We start from the raw sequence: 21383 nt of genomic DNA, 5'->3' as shown, positions 1-21383 counted from the left end.
TGGCGTCGGGGTCCCGGCGTCACACCTTTCTCAGCACGAACTCGTCCTCGTAGCGCGCCGTCCTCTGGTAGGGGACGAGCAGGAAGCTGTCTTGGTAGTCGTGGGTGGAGACGAGCGTCGCCGTCGCGGCGGAGGGGTTCTGCGCATTCCCGAACTCGAGCCTCAAGCTCACGCTCCCTCGCACGTCGTCCGCGGTCTCGCAGTCGAAGACGAGGCCGTCGGAGCCGTCCTGGAGCGTGCCCGTGAAGGCCAGGGACTCGAGCGCGGAGTCCCCGTCGCAGCCCGTGCTGTCCCGCTCGGGCTCGGGATGGAAGTGCGCGACGCCGTCCAACGTGCCTGCGATCATGGTGGTGTCGCCGCTCGTCGCGACCTCGTCGATGCTTAGCCGAAGCCCGGCGTCCCGTCCGGACAGGCACTTGTGTCCGCTCGACGACTGGGTTCGGAAGCTGCCGGACCAGCTGCCCTTGAGCGGCTCGTATCCCAGCTCCTTCGCCCCGTCGCTCACGCTGACGTCGGTGAGCTCCCAGACGCCGCTTGCCGTGACGAAGCGCAGGGTCAGGCTCAGGTCGCAGTTTCGCGAGGCGAAGCCCTCCTGCTTGCTGCAGCGGACGGTCATCTTGTCGAGGCGTGCCGCGACGTCGAGCTCGTCGTTGGTGACGCTGGCCTCGCAGTCCCGGTACAGGTTGGCGAGGCTCTCTTCCCCGTCGTCGCCCTGCGAGTCGAGCCTCGCCTCGGCGCGGGTGAGGAGCGCTTCCAGGGACGCGAGCAGCTTCTGATGGTCGGGGCCGGAGGTCGGCCTCCAGCTCGCGGCTTGGGGGACGTCGATGGACTCCAGCTCCCATGACCCGTCGGACCTCTGGTAGAGCAGGATGGCATCCCAGCTCGCCTCGACACTCCCGTCCGAGTAGGTCACGGTGGTGCGGGCGGAGATGCCCCCAGACGCTTCGGTCGACTTCTCCCTGAGCTGCGCGTCCGTGGCAATGAGAACGCCGTCATGGTTCCAGGGTCCCCCGTCGTGCGTGGGGACGGGCGTGTGCGCGAGCGCGTCGGCCCTCACGCGCGTGGCGTCGGGAGTGCCTGCCATGACAGGACTCAGCAGCGTCCCCACCACCACGAGGAGCGCGATGGCGGCGCCGGTCAGGAGAGTGGCCAGGCGATGTGCGGCAAGAAGGGCGCCCGCTCGGGCGGCGCCTGCCCCGGCCCGGGCGACTAGGCCGTCCTCGGGGCGGGGGAGAGACCCCTCGCCCGCCCCATCGCGTCCGCCGGCCCTCGCCCGCGCGTTGGCGACGGTGGGCTGGAGTGCGGTCTTCTGGGCCTCAGCATCCGCGTCCCTCCCATCTGCCTCCCCGCCTTCGGGGCGGAGCCTCCCGCGGCCGTCCTCGTCCATCGCGCCTCCCGCCCTCGAGCCCGCTTCCTCCCCAGTCTGCCACAGGGCTGCCAGCGATGGCATCGTGTGCGCAGCGTGGGACGGGACGCCCGGCGGAATAGCCGCGGGTTTGCGGTGGTAGACTTCGTATCGCTGAACACGAACGATTCGCCCTGGCGGGCTGCGCCGCGGCGCGTGCAAGGAGTGACACCATGCGAGACAAGCTAGAGAAGCTCATCGCCGCGTACGAGGAGCTCGAGAAGAGGATGGTCGATCCCGACGTCGTCTCGAACCCCAAGGAGTACGCGCGCATCGCCAAGGAGCATGCCAACCAGGCCGAGCTCGTGGCGAAGGCCCGCGAGTACGTGCAGGCGCTCGACGACATCGAGGTCGCCAAGGAGATGCTGCACGACGCCGCGGACACTGACGAGAAGGAGATGCTCCAGGACGACATCTCGTCCAACGAGGCAAAGCTGCCCAGGCTCGAGGACCAGATCAAGGTCATGCTGATTCCCGGCGACCCCAACGACGAGAAGGACACCATCGTCGAGATTCGTGCGGGCGTGGGTGGCGACGAGGCCGGCATCTTCGCGGGCGACCTCTTCAACATGTACGAGCGCTTCGCCTCCGCCCGCAAGTGGAAGGTCGAGGTCCTCTCGTCCAGCCCCTCCGAGGCAGGTGGCTTCAAGACCATCGAGTTCAAGGTCACGGGCGACAAGGTCTACTCCGTCATGAAGTACGAGAGCGGAGTCCACCGCGTGCAGCGCATCCCCAAGACCGAGAGCCAGGGGCGCATCCAGACCTCCACGGCGACCGTCGCCGTCCTTCCCGAGGCAGACGAGATCGACATCCAGATCTCCCAGGAGGACCTGAGGATCGACACCTATTGCGCGTCGGGTCCCGGTGGCCAGGGCGTCAACACGACCTACTCCGCCGTGCGCATCACGCACCTGCCCACCAACACCGTGGTGCAGTCCCAGGACCAGCGCTCCCAGATCCAGAACCGTGAGGTCTGCATGCAGATGCTGCGCGCTCGCCTCTACGAGATGGAGCTCGAGAAGCAGCAGGCGGAGCAGGGTGCCTCGCGTCTCGCTCAGATCGGCCATGGCAACCGCTCCGAGAAGATTCGCACCTACAACCAGCCGCAGGACCGCGTGACCGACCACCGCATCGGCTTCAACGGGACCTACAACGGCGTGCTCCTGGGCGACACCCTGCCCAGCGTGATCGACGCCCTCGCGGCGGCGGAGCGTGCGGAGAAGCTCGCCCAGGCGGTGTGACGGGGCAAGGAACAGGAATTGGGTTCGCGTGGCGTCGGCAGGGTCGGCGCCACGCCCGTCTTGAGAGGAAGGACGATGGCGGAAGAAGCCTGGACGGTGGGCAAGATCCTGTCTTGGACCACGGGCTACCTCGAGCGCAAGGGGGACGAGCACCCTCGCCTCTCGGCCGAGTGGCTGCTCAACAACGTGACGGGACTCTCGCGCGTCGAGGTCTATACCAACTTCGACCGGCCCCTCACCCAGGAGGAGCTCGACGGGATGCACGATGCGGTCGTGAGGCGCGGCTCCGGAGAGCCCCTCCAGTACGTCACGGGCGAGATGCCCTTCCGCCACATAGTCCTGCGCTGCGAGCGCGGCGTCCTCATACCGCGGCCCGAGACCGAGGTCCTCGTGGACGTGGCCCTCGAGGGCGTCGACCGCGCGGTCGCGGCGGGCCACTCCGCACAGGTGCTCGAGCTTGGCTGCGGGACGGGCTGCATCGCCTGTTCCATCGCCTCCGAGCGCGAGGGGACGCGCGTCGTGGCGACGNACATCGCGGGGCGGGGACACGAGGTCATCGACCTCGGGCCTTCCCAGGCCCTGCGCTGTGACTACCCCGACTTCGCCGACAAGGTCGCGCGCAAGGTCGCTTCCGGCGAGGCCGACCGTGGCGTGCTCATCTGCGGCACGGGCATCGGCATGGCGGTCACGGCAGACAAGGTCCCCGGCGTGCGGGCCGCGGTCATCCAGACGCCCCAGTTCGCCGAGCTCTTCCGCGAGCACAACGACGGCAACGTCCTCTGCGTGTCCGGACGCTTCACGCCACTTGCGACCAACGAGGAGATCGTGGACAAGTTCCTCGACACCGAGTTCGCAGGCGGACGCCACGAGGGCCGGGTCGCCAAGGCCATGCGCGAGGACGACCCGAGCTTCGCCGGCGTGCCCGAGGACCTGGACGTCCAGGGGTAAGGGCGTCTTGCGTCCGTGCCCTGGGCTCCACCTGAGATAGAATCAAGCGCGAACACGTTCAGCAAGAGGAGAAGGGTCCCTCACATGGAGTTCGACGAGAAGCGCCTGACCGTCATCGACCACCCGCTGGTGCAGCACAAGCTGCACATCCTGCGCGACGAGAACACGAGCACCAAGCAGTTCCGCGAGCTGGTGAGCGAGCTGGCCATCTTCGAGGGCTACGAGGCGATGAGGGACTTCCCCCTCGAGGACGTCGAGGTCAAGACCCCGCTCGAGACGACGATCTGCAAGCGCATCGCCGGCAAGAAGGTCGCGATCATCCCCATCCTTCGCGCCGGCCTCGGCATGGTGGACGGCATCCTGAGCCTCGTCCCCTCCGCGCGCGTGGGCCACGTGGGCATGTACCGTGACCCCGAGACCCACGAGCCCCACCAGTACTACTGCAAGTTCCCCCAGGACATCGAGAACCGCACCTGCCTCATCGTCGACCCCATGCTCGCGACGGGCGGCTCGCTCACCGCGGCCATCCAGTTCCTGCGCGAGGCAGGTGTTAAGGACGTGCGCGCCCTCACGCTGGTCAGCGCCCCCGAGGGCGTCAAGGCAGTGCTCGACTTCGATCCCGAGGTGCGCCTCTACACTTGTGCCCTCGACCGCCAGCTGAACGAGAACGCCTACATCCTGCCCGGCCTGGGCGACGCGGGCGACCGCATCTACGGCACCAAGTAGGGCTTCCCGCGGCATCCGTGCGCCGCAGGCGGTGCGCTTCACGGTACTGACACAGTTCGGTCGGCATGACATTTTGTATAGAAGCTGGTAGGGCGCCCATCCCACTCCTCGGAGCAGGCAAGGGGCGCCTTTCCCAAAGACAAGGCTCTGGTTTTTCGCAGTGGCAGAGACTAGAATCCAGACGTTTCGCGTTACGCGCCCGGAGGTCGGCCATGGGAGTGCCCATAGCAGCGCTTTTTGGCCTTGCCGTCGGTGCGGTCGGCGCGATTCCGGGCGCTCTGCTGTTTGAGGGGGTGCATCGTTGGGGTAAGAAGCCAGATATGGCACTCGGCGTCGCGGGCGTGCTCCTCTCGTTTGGCACCATGTCCTGCGCCATCGCGGTGGCCTATCTGGTCGACAGGGAGAACGTCTTCTCGTTTGGCGTCAGCGTCGTGGCGACCTTCCTCGCCATCTGGACGGCAGAGAGCGTACGTGCCTGGCACGCGGCAAACCCGCGCGACGGACAAGGCGGGTAGCCGCGCCGGCAGCCGCTGACGAGGCGAGAGGGAAAGGACAGGACAAGTGGACGCGCTTTCCAAGTTGCCCGAGGCCATGGATGAGCTTCTCGACGGCTTCATGACCCATGCCATCGTCGGTGACACGACGGTCGGGCTCACCAACTACATCTTCTGGATGTGCGTGGCCCTCGCCCTCCTGCTCGTCGTCATCTTCGTCTTCAAAAGGAAGCAGGCGTCGAGCCTCGTTCCGCAGGGCACCTTCGTCAACGGCATGGAGTACGTCGTCGAGTTCGTCCGCGACGACATGTGCAAGTCCATCCTGGGTGACACCTGGAAGAAGCACTTCCCCTTCCTCGCCGCCCTCTTCTTCTTCATCGTCTGCAACAGCATCGTGGGGGTCATTCCCGGCTGCCATCCCGGTACGGGCACCATCGGTGTGACCGCCGCGCTCGCGCTCTGCTCCTTCGTCTACTTCGTCGTCCTGGGCTGCAAGCGCCTCGGCGTGATCGGCTACATCAAGAGCCTCGCCCCCGAAGGCGTGTCGTTTCCCATGAACGTCCTCGTCTGGGCCATCGAGCTCGTCTCGACCTTCCTGCGCCTGATCACCCTGGCCGTCCGACTCTTCTGCAACATGTTCGCCGGGCACGTGGTCATGGGGACCTTCGCCATCCTCGCCTCCCTCTTCGTCCAGCCCCTGCTGCAGGGCTTCTCCGCGGCGGCGCTGGGTCAGGCTGGCGCATCCATCTTCTGGGTCCTGCTGCTCCTGATTATCTACATCGTCGAGATTCTGGTGGGCATCATCCAGGCGTACGTCTTCACGCTCCTCTCGGCCGTCTACATCCAGCTCGTCGAGAGCGAGTAGCCCCAACATAGGGCATCCAGCGGGGCCACGCCCGCTCGTGCATAGCAAGTCATGGTACTCGTCCCGTCCCGGGGCGAATGACAAAGGAGGAATCGTGGGAGTTATCGGATACGGTCTTGGTGTTATCGGCGCGGGTCTTGGCATCGGCCTGGCAGCGTACGGCGCCACTACCTCCATGGCACGTCAGCCCGAGGTTCAGGGCCGTCTGTTCACGACGTTCATCCTCGCGTCCGCCTTCGTCGAGGCCCTGGCACTGATCGGCTTCGTTGTCACGCTCATCGCTAAGTAGCGAGGCGTGCCGCAGGTACGCGCAAATCGCTAGTTGGAGGCATTCATGAGCAAAGACATACGGGTTGCCGGAGGAGGGGCGGTCGTCGCCGTCACCGCGGGTGCGGCGACGCTTCTGACGCCCGCCTTGGCTCTGGCGGAGTCGCCCAGCGGAGCCGACCTCCTGCTGCCGAAGCCCGCCGAGTTCGTACCGGCGCTCATCGCGTTCCTCATCATCTGGGTCGTCCTCGCGAAGCTCGCGTGGCCCTCGATCCTCTCGATGATGGAGCAGCGCCAGCAGAAGATCCAGGACGACCTCGACGCGGCCGCACGGTCCAAGGCGGAGGCCGCAGAGAGCGCAAAGAGCTACGAGGCACGCATCCTCGAGGCGAACCACGAAGCCGACGCGATCATCTCCCGTGCCAAGCGCGAGGCGGAGGAGGAGCGCTCCCAGATCCTCGCTCGCGCCCAGCGCGACGCGAGCGACGTCATCGCAAAGGCGCACGGCGCCGTCGACTCCGAGCGTCGCAAGGCGATGATCGAGCTCTCGAGCTCCGTCGTCGACCTCTCGGTCGAGATCGCGAGCAAGATAATCGGCAACGACCTCAGCGAGGACGAGCAGCGCAAGCTGGCCGAGAAATACCTCGCGGAAGTGAGTGCCCCAGATGAGCACTAAGCGCGGCGAAGACGAGAAGATCGAGGCGTATGCCAGGGCCCTCATCGAGGCCGGCCGCAGCGAGGGAAGGGCCAACGCCGACCTCGTCCAATGGCAGCATGCGCGCAAGTTCTCCCCGGAGGTCCTCGAGACCCTGAGCGCCATGCACGAGAGCGACGACTTGGGACTGGTGGACAAGGTAGCCCGGCAGTACAAGGAGATTCTGGACAGCGAGGACAACACCGTCTCGGTCACCGTGACCACCTCGGTCCCGATGGACGACGAGCTGCGCGCAAAGGTCAAGGCGAAGGCCGAGTCCGACCTCAAGGCGCCGGTGTACCTCGTCGAGCGCGTGGACCCCAGCATTCTTGGAGGCATCGTGTTCGAGGCGCGCGGCAAGCGCTTTGACGCCTCCGTGAGGGCCCAGCTTGCGAACATCCGCAAGACGCTCTCCTCAACCTTCATCGGAAGTGATGAGCAATGACAGACAAGATCAGCTCCGTCGAGATCATGGACACGCTGCGAACGCAGCTCGCCCAGATCAACGCGACGGTCGACATGCAGGAGGCCTCGGTCGTCACCGAGGTCGGAGACGGCATCGCGCACGTCTCGGGGCTTAAGACCGCCATGGCGGGCGAGCTCCTGCAGTTCACGAGCTCGGCCACGGGCCGCAGCGTCTACGGCCTCGCCCAGAACCTGGACGAGGACGAGGTCGGCGCCGTCCTCTTCGGTGACGTCGACGCCATCAAGGAGGGTGACGAGTGCCGCACCACCGGCCACGTCATGGACATCCCCGTGGGACAGGCCATGCTCGGCCGCGTCGTGAACCCCCTCGGACAGCCCATCGACGGCATGGGTGCGATCGACACCGCGCATCGTCGGCCCATCGAGTTCAAGGCGCCAGGTATCATGGAGCGCCAGCCTGTCTGCGAGCCCGTCCAGACCGGTCTTCTCGCCATCGACGCCATGGTCCCCATCGGACGCGGCCAGCGCGAGCTCATCATCGGTGACCGCAAGACGGGCAAGACGGCCATCGCCATCGACGCCATCGTCAACCAGCGCGAGACCGACATGGTCTGCATCTACGTCGCCATCGGCCAGAAGGCGTCTACCGTCGCAGCGATTAGGGAGTCCCTCGCACGGAGGGGCGTCCTGGACAAGACGATCATCGTCGCCGCCACGGCAGCCGACTCCGCCCCCATGCAGTACATCGCCCCCATGGCCGGAGCCGCCATCGGCGAGTTCTTCATGTACAACGATGCCAACGGGAACCCCGCCGACGCCGAGCATCCCGGCGGGCACGTCCTGGTGGTCTACGACGACCTTTCGAAGCAGGCGGTCGCCTACAGGCAGATGTCGCTCACGCTGCATCGTCCGCCCGGACGCGAGGCCTATCCTGGTGACATCTTCTACCTGCACTCTCGCCTGCTCGAGCGTGCCTGCAAGCTCTCCGATGCCAACGGCGGCGGGTCGCTCACGGCGCTCCCGATCATCGAGACCCAGGAGGGCGACGTCTCGGCTTACATCCCCACTAACGTGATCTCCATCACCGACGGCCAGATCTACCTGCAGTCGAACCTCTTCTTCCAGGGCCAGCGCCCTGCGGTCGACGTGGGCATCTCCGTCTCGCGCGTGGGTGGTGCCGCGCAGCTCAAGTCCATGAAGCAGGTGGCGGGCACGCTGCGCCTCGACCTCGCGAGCTATCGAGAGAAGCAGGCCTTCTCGCAGTTTGGCAGCGACCTCGACGCGACGACGCAGTACCAGCTCAACCACGGTGCCCACATGATGGAGCTGCTCAAGCAGCCGCGTTATGCCGCACTCGACGTGGCCGACCAGGTCATCTCGATCTTTGCCGCCAAGGAGGACTTCCTCGACGACATCGACCTCGAGCACGTGACGCTCTTCCGCGACAAGCTCGCCGCTTACATGGCCGAGCGCCATCCGCAGCTCCGCGCGAGCCTCAGGGACAAGAAGATCGACGACGAGACGGGCGAGCGCATCAAGGCCCACATCGCGCACTTCAAGGAGGAGTTCCTCCTCGAGCACCCCAACAGGGGTCAGGCGACGAACGTGGAGGAGCTTGCGGAGGACGTCGCAAGCGACTCTGCCGAGCCTTCGTCGGGGAAGACGCGGGGGTAGGCCGGCATGGCGAACCTTCGTGAGATATCGCGGCGCATGAGCTCCATCCGGAGCACCATGCAGATCACGCGCACGATGGAGATGATCTCCACGGCACGCATCCACAAGGCCCTCAGCAAGGCCGAGGAGGCGGGGCCCTACAAGGAGGCCATCACCAACATGCTGGCAAACGTTGCCAGCGCGGGCTTCGACGAGTCGCAGCCTCTCCTTGCGCGTCGTCTGAGCGAGAGGAACGTGCTCTTCGTGCTCGTCGCGTCCGACCGCGGCCTGGCGGGAGGCTTCAACATCCTCCCGCAGCGCTCGGTCGAACGCCAGATGCGCGATCTGCAGAAGCGTGGCATCGGCGCGTCGGTTATCACGTGCGGGCGCAAGCCCACGGAATACTTCACGTATCGCAAGATACGTCCCGTCCTCTCGTTCGTCGGCATGTCGTCCGAGCCAAGCCGCGACGAGGCCGATCGCATCGCCTCCTACGTCATGGACGGTTACGCGTCGGGCAGGTTCGACCGTGTCGAGCTGGTCTACTGGCACGCCAAGAACCGCGTGGACCAGACGCAGGTGAGCGAGAGGCTGCTTCCCGTCACCCGCGAGCAGCTCATGATGCCCAATAAGCCGCGCACTCCGGAGGCGATGAGCAAGGTCGAGCACGCCGCGTACACGGACTATGCGTTCGAGCCCTCCGCCAGCGAGGTGTTGGGCTACCTCATGCCGGCCTATATCAGGACCGTCATCTATCACGCCCTGCTCGACTCCGCAGCAGCGGAGCACGGCGCCCGCAGGCGGGCCATGCAGTCCGCCACGGACAACGCCAAGGAGGTCCTCGGCTCCCTGAGCCGCACCTACAACCGCGAGCGCCAGGCAAGCATCACCACCGAGCTGAACGAAATCATCGGCGGCGCTTCCGCATTGGAGGACAACTAATGTCAGAGACAACAGCGCAGGCGCGCTCCCTCCTCGAGGAGGCCACCTACAACCAGATGAACAGGAGCGTCGGCACCGGCACCATCGTCCGCATTGTCGGCCCCGTCGTCGACGTCAAGTTCGACGGCAAGGTCCCCAGCATCTACACCGCCCTCGTCGTGGATGACATGACACCGGTGGGCGAGGTGCACACGGTGCTCGAGGTGGAGTCGCAGCTGGCTGGCGGCGTCGTCCGCGCCGTCGCCATGTCCTCGACCGATGGCCTGCAGAGGGGCCTCAAGGTCAAGGACACCGGGCATCCCATGATGATGCCGGTCGGCCCCTCCACGCTCGGCCGCGTCTGGAACGTCATGGGCGACCCCGTGGACGGCAAGGGCGTGCCAGACGACGTCCAGTACTACCCCATTCACCACCCCGCCCCGGCCTTCGACGAGCTCACCACCCAGACCGAGATCTTCGAGACGGGCATCAAGGCAATCGACCTGCTCGAGCCCTACGTCCGTGGTGGAAAGACCGGCCTCTTCGGCGGCGCCGGCGTGGGCAAGACGGTCCTCATCCAGGAGCTCATCAACAACCTCGCCCAGGAGCACGGCGGCACCTCGGTGTTCACCGGCGTCGGCGAGCGCACCCGCGAGGGCACCGACCTCTTCCTCGAGATGACGGAATCCGGCGTCATCGAGAAGACCTGCTTGGTCTACGGGCAGATGAACGAGCCGCCTGGAGCCCGCCTGCGCGTCGGGCTCGCCGGCCTGACCACCGCCGAGTACTTCCGCGACCAAGGGCAGGACGTCCTTCTCTTCATCGACAACATCTTCCGCTTCTCGCAGGCGGGCTCCGAGGTCTCGGCGCTGCTGGGACGCATGCCCTCCGCCGTCGGCTACCAGCCCACGCTGGCAACCGAGATGGGTGACCTGCAGGAGCGCATCACGTCGACGAAGGAGGGCTCGATCACCTCGGTCCAGGCCGTCTACGTTCCTGCGGACGACCTCACCGATCCCGCGCCCGCCACGACCTTCACGCACCTCGACGCGACCACGGTCCTCTCGCGCTCCATCACCGAGCTGGGCATCTATCCGGCCGTCGACCCGCTTGCGAGCTCGTCCTCGGCGCTTGACCCCAGCATCGTCGGCGAGGAGCACTACCGCGTGGCCATGGCTGTCCAGGAGACCCTCCAGGAGTACTCGGACCTCCAGGACATCATCGCGATCCTGGGCATGGACGAGCTCTCCGAGGAGCAGCAGCTCGTCGTCGCCCGCGCGAGGAAGATCCAGCAGTTCCTCTCGCAGTCCTTCCATGTGGCAGAGAAGTTCACGGGCAACCCCGGGACCTACTGCTCCGTCGACGACACCGTCCGCTCGTTTGCCGCGATCGTGGACGGCAAGTGTGACGACCTGCCCGAGCAGGCCTTCCGCTATGCCGGCACCATCGAGGACGTGCGCGAGCGCGCTGCCAAGATGAGCGCGGAGAGCGCGGAGTAGGAATGCACATGGCAGAGCTTAACTGTCAGTTCGTCAGGCCCGACCGGCTCCTCTACGAGGGGCCGGTCTCCAGCCTGGTCCTGGTGACCCACAGCGGAGAGCTGGGCGTCTGGCCCGGCCATGCCGCCGAGATCTGCTCCTTGGGAGATGGCGTGGTGAGGTTGCACGCGACCCCGGAGGATGGTGGGGGAGAGGTGCGCGTCGTCATCTCCGGCGGCTACGCCGAGATTGATGACAAGAGCGTCATCATCCTCGCCGACCATGCACGTCGCACGGACGACATCGAGCCGGACGTCGTCCGTGACACGCGGCAGGACGCCATGGACTCGCGTGACGCCCTTCCCGAGGGAGACCCGCGTCGCGCATACTATGAGAACAAGATCAAGTGGTGCAACCTCCTCCTGAAGCATGCGGCTGGGGACGAAGAGGCTGCCTCATAGCCTGGGAGGGCGCTTTGGAAGTCATCGAGGTCGAGGGGGGCTACCCCATTGCCGGCGAGGTCACGGTGGAGGGGGCAAAGAACTCCGCCCTGAAGCTCATGGCGGCCACCATCATGGCCCCTGGCGTCACGACCCTTACCAACGTGCCCAACATCTCTGACGTCCACGTCATGGGAAAGGTGCTCAAGTACCTTGGCGCGCACATCGACGTCAGGGGCGAGCACGAGCTCGTCATCGACACCTCCGACGTCAACCGCTGGGAGACCCCGTATCACCTCGTGGCCCAGATGAGGGCATCGACGGCGGTGCTCGGTCCCCTTCTCGCCCGCTTCGGCGAGGCCGTCGTCGCCATGCCGGGTGGCTGCAACATCGGCGCCCGCAAGATCGACATGCACATCCTGGGCCTGGAGGCCCTGGGCGTGAGCTTCGACATCGACCACGGGAACATCCACGCCACCACGCCCGACGGCCTGGTGGGGTCTACGGTCACCCTGGACTTCGCGAGCGTCGGTGCCACCGAGAACCTCATGATGGCGTCGGTCCACGCAAGGGGGACCACGACCATAGACAACGCCGCCCGTGAGCCCGAGATCGTCGACCTCGCCAACCTCCTCAACGAGATGGGCGCCAAGGTGCGCGGCGCCGGGTCTCCCGTGATAGAGGTCGAGGGGGTGGGAGAGCTCCACCCCGTCAACCATCGGGTCGTTGGGGACCGCATCGAGGCGGGCACCTTCATTGCGATGGCCGGCCTCTGCGGGGAGCCCGTCACCGTCCGGGGCTTCGAGCCGGTCCACCTCGGGCTGGTCCTCAAGAAGTACGAGTCCATGGGCATCGGCATCGCGCGCGGCGAGCACTGCTGCACCGTGAGCCGTTCGCACCCCCTGCGCTCGGTCGACATCCAGACCCTGCCCTTTCCCGGATTCCCCACCGACATGCAGGCGCAGACGATGTGCCTCCTTGCCCAGGGGAGCGACTCCTGCGTCATCACCGAGAACGTCTTCGAGAACCGCTTCATGTTCGCGAGCGAGCTCCAGCGCATGGGCGCCGACATTCGCATCGAGGGGCACCATGCCATAGTCCATGGCGTTCGGCGATTCTCGGGTGCCGAGGTGCGTTCGCCCGACCTCAGGGGCGGAGCGGCGCTCGTCATGGCCGGCCTTGTCGCGGATGGCATCACGACGGTGTCCGACATCCATCACATAGACAGGGGCTACGAGAACTTCGTTCCCAAGCTCCAGGCGCTCGGCGCGCGTGTCAGGCGTCTTGCGGTAGAGAAGCCGGACGGCGACGAGGAGTAGCCGGCGACCCCGCTCGCTTGCCCGCCGAAGCCCCGGACGACGCCTTCGTCCGGGGCTTCGGCTTTGCGTCGGGTGGGCTCTCGGCCCGCTCGGCCGACTCGACGGTCGCAAAAAATGGCCCCAAGGCCGACAATTGGGTATAAGTCAGAAGCGTCTAAGTCTTAACGTCGTCCCCACTCGCAACGGAGGGCAGCATGCCAAGACCCACTGAAGGCGAGCGCCACGCGCTCACGATGGCCAACGAGGACTATCTCGAATCCATATACCGCATCATGACCGAGACTGGCGAGACCGAGGGCGTCCGCTCCGTCGACGTCGCCGACCAGCTCAAGGTCTCCAAGGCGAGCGTCAACAAGGCCATCGCCACCCTCAAGGAAGCCGGCTACGTGGAGCAGAACCGCTACGGCCGCGTCCAGCTCACCAAAGAGGGCACCGAGTACGCCGCCCACGTGTGGAAATGCCATCGCATGATTCGAGCCTTCCTGCAGCGCGACCTTGGGGTCGATCCCGAGAGGGCTGACGCCGAGGCCTGTCTCATGGAGCACGCACTCTCGTATGACACCCAGCAGAAGTGGCTGGGATACCTGGAGAAGCAGGGCATCTCCGTGGAGTAGTCCCGATCGTCGCAAAAACCGTCATCGAAAGGACAGGCAGATGAAGGCAGTCATACCGGCAGCAGGACTGGGGACGCGCTTCCTTCCCGCGACGAAGAGCATGCCCAAGGAGCTCCTGCCGGTGCTCAACAAGCCCGTCATCCAGTACGTCGTCGAGGAGGCGCTGGAGCCCGAGGGCGTGGACGAGGTCGTCATCATCAATTCCAAGGAGAAGCCCCAGATCGAGGCCTACTTCTCCGTCGACGGCGGCTTCGAGTCAATGCTGCGAGAGAGGGGCAAGGACAGCGAGGCGGACGCCGTGCATCAGGCAGGCAGCCTTCCCGTTTCCTTCGTGTACCAGAACGAGGCCAAGGGGCTCGGGCACGCCGTCCTCTGCGCGCGTGATGCCGTGCCGTCGGACGAGCCCTTCTTCGTCCTGCTCGGCGACTACTTCGTGCCCGACCGCAAGATGTGCGTGAACATGGCGGAGGTCTCGCGCGCGCATGGTGGCGCCTCGGTCATCGCCGTCGCCCCCGTGCCGGCAGACCAGGTGAGCCGCTACGGCATCGTCGGTGGCGAGTGCGTCGGGTGCCTGCCGGGCTGCGACGCCTCCGGCGAGGAGGAAGGGGCCGTCTGGAGGGTCACGGGCATGGTTGAGAAGCCCGCGCCAGAGGATGCGCCCAGTCACCTCTTCATCGTCGGCCGCTACCTCCTGAGCCCTCGTGTCATGGAGCTCCTCGCCACGCAGGGTCCTGGCGCTGGCGGAGAGATCCAACTCACCGACGCCATGGTGCGCCTTCTCGAGAAGGAGGAGATGTACGCGCTGGTGGTGGACCCGAGCGAGGGTTGTGATACGGGCACGCCTGCTGCTTGGGCCGCGACTAACGCGCGCGTCGCGCTCGCCGACCCCGCTTCCAGGGCGGCGTTCGTGGAAGCGCTCGGCCCTCGTGCCGCAAAGTCCCTGGCCTAGGGCAAAGCAGGCCACATGCGGCAGGTGCATCTGGGTCCCAATGGCTGGTTGGCCAGATATGACGAGGGGTTTGACGAGACGGGCGTAGCCCGTCTCGTGGGAGGGCTCGGCCTCTTTTGGGCGAGCGCCTCTCCCGCGGCGACGGTCCTCGTGGGCTATGACTCGCGCAGGGATTCGCCCGAGTTCGCCCGCCTTGCAGGTGGCGTCCTGGCTTCGTTCGGACTCAACACGGTTGTGTCAGACGCCCCCTGCCCCCTGCCCGCGCTTTCATGGGAGGCGGCGCGTAGGAAAGGCTGCGTCGGCGCGGTCATGGTCACGGGGAGCGAGGCCTCCTGCGAGTACGGTGGCATACTCGCGCGGGGCGCGGACGGTGGCCCCCTTGCGCAGACGTTCGTGGAGGAGGCCGACGCGCTCGTCACGTCCATGCCCGCCTTCGACTTGGGCAAGACGACGAGCGGCGACTTCACAGAGGCCTATCTCCTCGCCCTTCGGTCTCGCATCGACCAGGGCAAGGTCTTGAGCTCGCGTCTCAAGGTGGTGGTCGACCCCATGTACGGTCCAGGCCGAGGGGTTCTTTCCGGCCTGCTCCACTCGCTGGGCTGCGACGTGAGAGAGATTCACGCGGAGGAGTCCGAGACGATTGGCGGAATCCATCCCCGTGCCTGCGAGCCATGGGTCGACGATTGCGAGGCTGCGGTCGTCGATTCGGAGGCGGACCTGGGAATAGTGCTCAATGGTGACTGTAGTCGCTGCGCGATTGTCGACGCGGAGGGCAGGCTGGTTTCGCCTCATCACATGGTTCCGCTCGTGCTCGAGCACCTCGTGCACGACAGGGGCCGGCGAGGTCGTGTTGTGGGAACCCTTTCCTGTTCCGCGCGGCTTGAGCGGCAGGCGCGTCGGCTCGGATGTCCCTTCACCTTGGTTCCGGTCGGCTTCCAGCGAATCTACGAGGAAGCGCGCGAGGGCGACGTGCTTCTTGGCGTGGAGGAGTATGGGGGAATGGCGTTCCCCTCCTTCTTTCCGGGCAGGGATGGCCTGCTTGCCGCGCTCTATCTCATAGAGATGGTTGCAACGCGCAAGGTTGGCATCAGAGCCTTGGTAAACGAGCAAGTGGAGAAGATTGGCCATATGGACTACCGAAGGAAGGACCTGCGGCTCGAGCCTGCGGCGGTCCAATCGTTCAGGAATGTCCTGCCAGGACTCAATCCACACGTGGTCTGTGGCGAGGTGCCTCGCGAGGTCAGCCACGCAGACGGGCTGAAGCTGACGTTCGCCGACGACTCCTGGCTCTCGATTCGCCCCTCAAGGTCGAGCTCGGTGGTTCGCATCTGCGCCGAGGCGAGTGACATCGTCCGCCGGGACGAGCTGATCGATGCGGCATGCGAGATTGCGAGAAGGGGCATGCACTCGATGGAATGACGCCGCCGACCAGCGACGGGCATTCGACAGGAGGGGGAGGTCCCGGGGGGCCTCCCCCTCCTCGCGTTTCCGGGGCCCCGGCCCGCGCGGGGAGGGGAATGTGTGGGATTGGTGGAGGGTCGCCGCCGCGCCCCCGAGGCCCTCGACGCCGCCGACCAGCGACGGGCATTCGACAGGAGGGGGAGGTCCCGGGGGGCCTCCCCCTCCTCGCGTTTCCGGGGCCCCGGCCCGCGCGGGGAGGGGAATGTGTGGGATTGGTGGAGGGTCGCCGCCGCGCCCCCGAGGCCCTCCCGGATGCGTATAGTTAATTCCCGCGCCGCGAGCCGAGGCCCACGGCGGCGAACCTTGAAAACCGGATACTGCGATCGAAAGATCGACGAAAGACAGCGAATGAGCGAAGTTCGAAATGAAGTTCTCGAACGTCAATTCGATACCAAGCGAATCCAGATCAGCGGGATTCGGCCGGGTCCGGACCTCTTCCATTGAATCTTCCCCGGGGAGACCCGGGGGTGACTCGAACCGAGAGTTCGATCCTGGCTCAGGATGAACGCTGGCGGCGCGCCTAACACATGCAAGTCGAACGGTTAAGACGCCTTCGGGCGTGTATAAAGTGGCGAACGGCTGAGTAACACGTGGGCAACCTGCCCCTCGCACCGGGACAGCCTCGGGAAACCGTGGTTAATACCGGATACTCCGCGCACCCCGCATGGGGCGCGCGGGAAAGCCCAGACGGCGAGGGATGGGCCCGCGGCCTGTTAGCTAGTTGGTGGGGCAACGGCCCACCAAGGCGATGATGGGTAGCCGGGTTGAGAGACCGACCGGCCAGATTGGGACTGAGACACGGCCCAGACTCCTACGGGAGGCAGCAGTGGGGAATCTTGCACAATGGGCGAAAGCCTGATGCAGCGACGCCGCGTGCGGGACGAAGGCCTTCGGGTCGTAAACCGCTTTCAGCAGGGACGAGGCCGCAAGGTGACGGTACCTGCAGAAGAAGCCCCGGCTAACTACGTGCCAGCAGCCGCGGTAATACGTAGGGGGCGAGCGTTATCCGGATTCATTGGGCGTAAAGCGCGCGTAGGCGGCCTGTTAGGTCGGGAGTTAAATCCGGGGGCTCAACCCCCGTCCGCTCCCGATACCGGCGGGCTTGAGTCTGGTAGGGGAAGGCGGAATTCCCAGTGTAGCGGTGGAATGCGCAGATATTGGGAAGAACACCGGTGGCGAAGGCGGCCTTCTGGGCCACGACTGACGCTGAGGCGCGAAAGCTAGGGGAGCGAACAGGATTAGATACCCTGGTAGTCCTAGCCGTAAACGATGGACACTAGGTGTGGGGGGACGATCCCTCCGTGCCGCAGCCAACGCATTAAGTGTCCCGCCTGGGGAGTACGGCCGCAAGGCTAAAACTCAAAGGAATTGACGGGGGCCCGCACAAGCAGCGGAGCATGTGGCTTAATTCGAAGCAACGCGAAGAACCTTACCAGGGCTTGACATCTAGGTGAAGCGGCGGAGACGCCGTGGCCGAGAGGAGCCTAGACAGGTGGTGCATGGCTGTCGTCAGCTCGTGTCGTGAGATGTTGGGTTAAGTCCCGCAACGAGCGCAACCCTCGTCGCATGTTGCCAGCGGTCCGGCCGGGCACCCATGCGAGACCGCCGGCGTCAAGCCGGAGGAAGGTGGGGACGACGTCAAGTCATCATGCCCCTTATGTCCTGGGCTGCACACGTGCTACAATGGCCGGCACAATGGGCTGCCACCGCGCGAGCGGGAGCGAATCCCCAAAGCCGGCCCCAGTTCGGACTGGAGGCTGCAACCCGCCTCCACGAAGTCGGAGTTGCTAGTAATCGCGGATCAGCACGCCGCGGTGAATGCGTTCCCGGGCCTTGTACACACCGCCCGTCACACCACCCGAGTCGTCTGCACCCGAAGTCGTCGGCCCAACCCGCGAGGGGGGGAGGCGCCGAAGGTGTGGAGGGTAAGGGGGGTGAAGTCGTAACAAGGTAGCCGTACCGGAAGGTGCGGCTGGATCACCTCCTTTCTAGGGAGAACGACCTCCACAGAGAGACATACCTCACACAGACGGACGGACCCGCCAGTCCCGCTCATGCCTTTCGCCGCGCCCCCCGGGGCGCGCAGTGTCCGGTCTCGAGGGCTCGCCCTCGCCGTACCTTGAGAGCCGCATAGCGTGACCAAGACTAATTTAGATTCTTCTTCATCAAGAAGGACGCATCTGATCGCGCCGGCGCCTGCGCCGGCGAGTGTATGTTTGCACCGGACCATCTCGAAGAGAAGATGGTAAGGGCACACGGTGGATGCCTTGGCACAGGAAGCCGACGAAGGACGCGACAAGCTGCGATAAGCCACGGTTAGGGGCACATACCCGCTCGACCCGTGGATCTCCGAATGGGCGAACCCGCTGGGGGCCATACCCCAGCGCCCCGCGCTGAACACATAGGCGCGGCGGAGGCAACCCGGGGAACTGAAACATCTAAGTACCCGGAGGAAGAGAAATCAAACGAGATTCCCCCAGTAGTGGCGAGCGAACGGGGACATAGGCCAAACCGGCGGCCGCGCAAGCGCCGCCGGGGTTGTAGGGCCACTCACAGCGCAGTAAGAAACCGCCGCGGGAGCGGAACGGCCTGGGAAGGCCGGCGGAACAGGGTTAGAGCCCCGTACGCGAACCCGCCGCGGCTGCCGAGTGGATCCTGAGTACTGCCGGACACGTGAAACCCGGTGGGAAGCAGGGGGGACCACCCTCCAAGCCTAAATACTCTCCTGTGACCGATAGTGGACGAGTACCGTGAGGGAAAGGTGAAAAGCACCCCGGGAGGGGAGTGAAATAGTACCTGAAACCGTGTGCCTACAAGCAGTCGGAGCACCCCTCGGGGTGTGACGGCGTGCCTTTTGTAGAATGAGCCAGCGAGTTACGGCGTGCGGCGAGGTTAAGCTAGGAAGCGAGCCGCAGCGAGAGCGAGTCTGAACAGGGCGTTCAGTCGCGCGCCGTAGACGCGAAGCCAGGTGAGCTATCCATGGGCAGGCTGAAGCGGGGGTAAGACCCCGTGGAGGGCCGAACCCACCTAGGTTGAAAACTGGGGGGATGACCCGTGGATAGGAGTGAAAGGCCTATCAAACCTGGAGATATCTCGTTCTCCCCGAAATAGCTTTAGGGCTAGCCTCGGACGTTTACCTGCGGAGGTAGAGCACTGGATGGTTGCGGGGGCCTCACCGCCTACCAAGACCAACCAAACTCCGAATGCCGCAGGTCCAGAGTCCGGGAGTCAGAACATGTGGGCTAAGCTGTGTGTTCGAAAGGGAAACAGCCCAGACCGCCCGCTAAGGTCCCGAAATCCATGCTGAGTGGCAAAGGATGTGCGTTTGCTCAGACAACCAGGATGTTGGCTTAGAAGCAGCCATTCATTTAAAGAGTGCGTAATAGCTCACTGGTCGAGTGGACATGCGCCGACAATATACGGGGCTAAGCATGGTACCGAAGCGGCGGACCGATTCAATCGGTGGTAGGGGAGCTTTCCGTCTGGGGCGAAGCCGCGGGACGACCCGCGGTGGACCGGCCGGAAGTGAGAATGCTGGCATGAGTAACGAGAGGGGCGTGGAAAACGCCCCCGCCGTAAACCCAAGGTTTCCTGGGCAAGGCTAATCCTCCCAGGGTCAGTCGGGAGCTAAGGCGAGGCCGGAAGGCGTAGCCGATGCACAGCAGGTCGACATTCCTGCACCTCCGACGCGGCGCTATCACCGACGGGGTGACGAAGAAGGGTAGCTCAGCGGGGTTCTGGACGTCCCCGTGATCGCACGTAGGCCGGGGGGTTGTGAAACGCGCCCCCCGCGAGGGCCGAGGTGCGGGACGAAGCCTCGAGGCGAAGTGAGTGAGCCCATGCTTCCGAGAAAAACCCCTAGGGAGCCGCCAGGAGCCCGTACCGCAAACCGACACAGGTGGGTGGGTAGAACATACCAAGGCGATCGGGAGAACCATGGTTAAGGAACTCGGCAAAACCGCCCCGTAACTTCGGGAGAAGGGGTGCCGCCGCCGGTGGAGGGACTTGCTCCCCGAGCCGGAGGCGGCCACAGTGAAGAGGCCCAAACGACTGTTTATCAAAAACACAGGACTCTGCTGAAGTCGTAAGACGACGTATAGGGTCTGACGCCTGCCCGGTGCCGGAAGGTCACGAGGAGCCGTCAGCGCGAGCGAAGCGGCGAATCCAAGCCCCGGTAAACGGCGGCCGTAACTATAACGGTCCTAAGGTAGCGAAATTCCTTGTCGGGTAAGTTCCGACCTGCACGAAAGGCGTAACGATTTGGGCGCTGTCTCAACCATGGACCCGGTGAAATTGCACTAGTCGTGAAGATGCGACTTACCCGCGGAAGGACGGAAAGACCCCGTGAACCTTTACTGCAGCTTGACATTGGCTGCCGGTTCGTCGTGTAGAGGATAGGTGGGAGACTTTGAACCCGGGACGCCAGTCCCGGGGGAGTCGCCCTTGGAATACCACCCTCGACGTTCTGGCATCCTAACCCCTCGCCGTGATCCGGGAGGGGGACCGTGTCAGGTGGGTAGTTTGACTGGGGCGGTCGCCTCCTAAAACGTAACGGAGGCGCACGTAAGGTCTGCTCAGGGTGGTCGGCAACCACCCCCTTGAGTGCAAGAGCATAAGCAGGCTTGACTGCGAGGCCCACAAGCCGAGCAGGTGGGAAACCAGGTTCTAGTGATCCGGCGGCTCAGAGTGGAATGGCCGTCGCTCAACGGATAAAAGGTACTCCGGGGATAACAGGCTGATCTTCCCCAAGAGTCCACATCGACGGGAAGGTTTGGCACCTCGATGTCGGCTCATCGCATCCTGGGGCTGGAGCAGGTCCCAAGGGTATGGCCGTTCGCCATTTAAAGCGGTACGCGAGCTGGGTTCAGAACGTCGTGAGACAGTTCGGTCCCTATCCTCCGTGGGCGTAGGAGAACTGAGGGAGGCTGCCCCTAGTACGAGAGGACCGGGGTGGACGGACCTCCGGTGAACGGGTTGTCAACCAATGGCACTGCCCGGTAGCTGAGTCCGGTCTGGATAACCGCTGAAAGCATCTAAGCGGGAAGCCAGTCCCGAGATGAGTTCTCCTTTCGGTAAGGCCCCTCGTAGACCACGAGGTTGATAGGCCGCAGCTGCAAGCGCCGCGAGGCGCTCAGGCGAGCGGTACTAATCGGCCGAGCTCTTCTTTTCCCCACATGGGCCGGATCGGTGCGGACTTCATGGTGAGGGAGGCGTCTTGGCGCGCTGTGCGGCCCCCAGGGCACGGCTCGGCCGTCCCGGGGATCGAACGCCCGACGCTGGTCGGCGGCCATGGCAGGGGAGGCACACCCGGTCCCATTCCGAACCCGGAAGTTAAGCCCCCGAGCGCCGATGGTACTGCGGGGCAAGCCCGTGGGAGAGCAGGACGCCGCCGACCAGCGACGGGCATTCGACAGGAGGGGGAGGTCCCGGGGGGCCTCCCCCTCCTCGCGTTTCCGGGGCCCCGGCCCGCGCGGGGAGGGGA

Annotated in this window: 17 protein-coding genes, 3 rRNA genes and 1 pseudogene; 20 read left to right on the top strand and 1 reads right to left on the bottom strand. The window is 65.2% G+C overall.

From position 1 onward, the window contains the following. Positions 1–19 precede the first annotated feature (19 nt). Positions 20–1387 carry a hypothetical protein gene (locus BQ7388_RS08595; RefSeq protein ID WP_062531457.1) on the bottom strand — a complete coding sequence of 456 codons (1368 nt, stop codon included), beginning with the start codon at positions 1385–1387 and terminating at the stop codon, positions 20–22. A gap of 191 nt (positions 1388–1578) precedes the next feature. Here BQ7388_RS08595 and prfA point away from each other — a divergent pair, with 191 nt between their 5' ends. The 20 genes and pseudogenes from prfA (at position 1579) to rrf (ending at position 21296) form a co-directional block, all read left to right on the top strand. After that, complete coding sequence (gene prfA, locus BQ7388_RS08590) at positions 1579–2646, top strand: peptide chain release factor 1 (protein WP_072500282.1); 1068 nt, start codon at positions 1579–1581, stop codon at positions 2644–2646. 75 nt (positions 2647–2721) lie between these two features. Continuing rightward, positions 2722–2949 (top strand): annotated as a pseudogene (locus BQ7388_RS13395) (peptide chain release factor N(5)-glutamine methyltransferase); the annotation flags it as partial. A gap of 186 nt (positions 2950–3135) precedes the next feature. Beyond that, entirely contained in the window at positions 3136–3594 is a 459-nt protein-coding gene (locus BQ7388_RS13390) for an RpiB/LacA/LacB family sugar-phosphate isomerase (RefSeq protein WP_072500503.1), read from the top strand. A gap of 84 nt (positions 3595–3678) precedes the next feature. Continuing rightward, the gene (gene upp / locus BQ7388_RS08580; protein ID WP_062531454.1) at positions 3679–4320 is read left to right on the top strand and encodes a uracil phosphoribosyltransferase; all 642 of its coding nucleotides are present in this window, start codon (positions 3679–3681) and stop codon (positions 4318–4320) included. A 320-nt stretch (positions 4321–4640) separates the two neighbouring features. Further along, positions 4641–4835 (top strand): hypothetical protein, encoded by a 195-nt coding sequence (locus tag BQ7388_RS08575; protein WP_040656693.1) that lies wholly within the window; start codon positions 4641–4643, stop codon positions 4833–4835. A gap of 46 nt (positions 4836–4881) precedes the next feature. Then, positions 4882–5679, top strand: a complete 798-nt coding sequence (atpB, locus tag BQ7388_RS08570) for a F0F1 ATP synthase subunit A (protein ID WP_009278184.1) — start codon at positions 4882–4884, stop codon at positions 5677–5679. A 94-nt stretch (positions 5680–5773) separates the two neighbouring features. Continuing rightward, positions 5774–5968, top strand: a complete 195-nt coding sequence (gene atpE / locus BQ7388_RS08565; protein ID WP_009278183.1) for an ATP synthase F0 subunit C — start codon at positions 5774–5776, stop codon at positions 5966–5968. A 45-nt stretch (positions 5969–6013) separates the two neighbouring features. Continuing rightward, positions 6014–6622, top strand: a complete 609-nt coding sequence (gene atpF, locus BQ7388_RS08560) for a F0F1 ATP synthase subunit B (RefSeq protein WP_009278182.1) — start codon at positions 6014–6016, stop codon at positions 6620–6622. Beyond that, positions 6612–7085 carry a F0F1 ATP synthase subunit delta gene (locus BQ7388_RS08555; RefSeq protein WP_009278181.1) on the top strand — a complete coding sequence of 158 codons (474 nt, stop codon included), beginning with the start codon at positions 6612–6614 and terminating at the stop codon, positions 7083–7085. The genes atpF and BQ7388_RS08555 overlap by 11 nt, the downstream gene beginning before the upstream one ends. Beyond that, positions 7082–8740 carry a F0F1 ATP synthase subunit alpha gene (gene atpA / locus BQ7388_RS08550; RefSeq protein WP_009278180.1) on the top strand — a complete coding sequence of 553 codons (1659 nt, stop codon included), beginning with the start codon at positions 7082–7084 and terminating at the stop codon, positions 8738–8740. Before BQ7388_RS08555 ends, atpA begins: the two co-directional genes overlap by 4 nt. A gap of 6 nt (positions 8741–8746) precedes the next feature. Further along, a complete protein-coding gene (gene atpG, locus BQ7388_RS08545; protein ID WP_062531453.1) occupies positions 8747–9661 on the top strand; it encodes an ATP synthase F1 subunit gamma in 915 nt (304 codons plus the stop codon). Then, the gene (gene atpD / locus BQ7388_RS08540; RefSeq protein ID WP_062531452.1) at positions 9661–11139 is read left to right on the top strand and encodes a F0F1 ATP synthase subunit beta; all 1479 of its coding nucleotides are present in this window, start codon (positions 9661–9663) and stop codon (positions 11137–11139) included. Before atpG ends, atpD begins: the two co-directional genes overlap by 1 nt. 8 nt (positions 11140–11147) lie before the next feature. Beyond that, entirely contained in the window at positions 11148–11579 is a 432-nt protein-coding gene (gene atpC, locus BQ7388_RS08535; protein ID WP_009278177.1) for an ATP synthase F1 subunit epsilon, read from the top strand. Positions 11580–11593: 14 nt separating this feature from the next. Next, entirely contained in the window at positions 11594–12877 is a 1284-nt protein-coding gene (gene murA / locus BQ7388_RS08530) for a UDP-N-acetylglucosamine 1-carboxyvinyltransferase (protein WP_062531451.1), read from the top strand. Positions 12878–13071: 194 nt separating this feature from the next. Further along, entirely contained in the window at positions 13072–13491 is a 420-nt protein-coding gene (locus BQ7388_RS08525) for a metal-dependent transcriptional regulator (protein ID WP_009278175.1), read from the top strand. 40 nt (positions 13492–13531) lie between these two features. Continuing rightward, positions 13532–14440, top strand: a complete 909-nt coding sequence (locus BQ7388_RS08520; RefSeq protein WP_062531450.1) for a UTP--glucose-1-phosphate uridylyltransferase — start codon at positions 13532–13534, stop codon at positions 14438–14440. Positions 14441–14455: 15 nt separating this feature from the next. Then, entirely contained in the window at positions 14456–15859 is a 1404-nt protein-coding gene (locus BQ7388_RS08515; RefSeq protein ID WP_062531449.1) for a phosphohexomutase domain-containing protein, read from the top strand. Positions 15860–16374: 515 nt separating this feature from the next. After that, positions 16375–17889, top strand: a 16S ribosomal RNA gene (locus BQ7388_RS08510). 247 nt (positions 17890–18136) lie between these two features. Then, positions 18137–21070 (top strand): 23S ribosomal RNA (locus BQ7388_RS08505). 110 nt (positions 21071–21180) lie between these two features. Then, positions 21181–21296: ribosomal RNA gene (gene rrf / locus BQ7388_RS08500) — 5S ribosomal RNA — on the top strand. Together the 16S, 23S and 5S rRNA genes form the textbook arrangement of a ribosomal RNA operon. The last annotated feature ends 87 nt before the right edge of the window (positions 21297–21383 follow it).

The sequence above is a fragment of the Olsenella phocaeensis genome, from assembly GCF_900120385.1.
Classification (GTDB): domain Bacteria; phylum Actinomycetota; class Coriobacteriia; order Coriobacteriales; family Atopobiaceae; genus Olsenella_I; species Olsenella_I phocaeensis.
This window is presented reverse-complemented; position numbering and strand designations above follow the sequence as displayed.